This window comes from Ruegeria sp. AL11, from assembly GCF_056540865.1.
Genome location: NZ_JBQFXO010000049.1, coordinates 1 through 1003, shown reverse-complemented (window position 1 = coordinate 1003; position 1003 = coordinate 1). Strand labels below are relative to the sequence as shown.

At 55.6% G+C, this 1003-nt stretch carries 2 protein-coding genes; both read left to right on the top strand.

The genetic code is table 11. The features are described from left to right. A partial coding sequence (gene hemA, locus ACR0IP_RS23190; RefSeq protein ID WP_480528164.1) for a 5-aminolevulinate synthase occupies positions 1-672 on the top strand: 672 nt, incomplete at its 5' end. Between the two features lie 127 nt (positions 673-799). After that, the coding region (locus tag ACR0IP_RS23185; protein WP_480528163.1) for a helix-turn-helix domain-containing protein at positions 800-1003 on the top strand (204 nt) is incomplete at its 3' end.

Genomic DNA, 1003 nt, shown 5'->3' with positions numbered 1-1003 from the left:
GAGTCGGTTTATTCAATGGATGGCGATTTTGGTCCAATCGAAGAAATCTGTGATCTGGCAGATGAATTCGGCGCGCTGACCTATATCGATGAAGTGCATGCCGTGGGCATGTATGGCCCCCGCGGGGGCGGTGTGACCGAGCGCGATAACCTTGCACACCGGATCGACATCATCAACGGCACGCTGGCAAAAGCCTTTGGCGTCATGGGCGGCTATATCGCGGCAAGCGCGAAAAAGTGTGACGCAGTGCGTTCTTACGCGCCGGGTTTCATCTTTACCACGTCTCTGCCGCCAGCCGTCGCAGCGGGTGCCGCGGCCTCGGTCGCTTATCTGAAGAATGCTCCTGAACTGCGCGAGCAGCACCAGACGCAGGCCAAAATTCTCAAGCTGCGTCTGAAGGGGTTGGGCCTGCCATTGATCGACCACGGCAGTCACATTGTCCCGGTGATTGTTGGCAACCCGGTTCACACCAAGAAGCTGAGCGATATGTTGCTGGATGACTATGGCATCTATGTCCAGCCGATCAATTTCCCGACCGTTCCACGCGGGACGGAACGCCTGCGGTTTACGCCGTCACCTGTTCACGGACCCAATGAGATGAACAGTCTGGTTCAAGCGATGGACGAACTTTGGTCACATTGTGCGCTAAATCGCGCCGAACTCGCAGGTTAACCTCACGCCAAAGTGTGCAACGTGTTTTTCACGTGTTAGGCTTAAGCTAACAAAAGAAGCGACCGAATCGTGTAGAATTGATTCGGTTCTTGCGTGAAACACGCGTAGGCAGAATGGGGCAGCAGGGATGATTGGGCGCAGATCTCAGCGCGAATCCGAAGATGAAACCGACGTCCGGCCAAAGGGCTTTGACGATTACGAGGTGAGTCTGGGTGATCGGATGCGCGGGGAACGCGCAACGATGGGCAAATCCCTATTGGATGTCCAACGCGAGCTGCGGATCAAGGCCAACTACATTGCAGCCATAGAAGACGCTGACCCTGACGCGTTT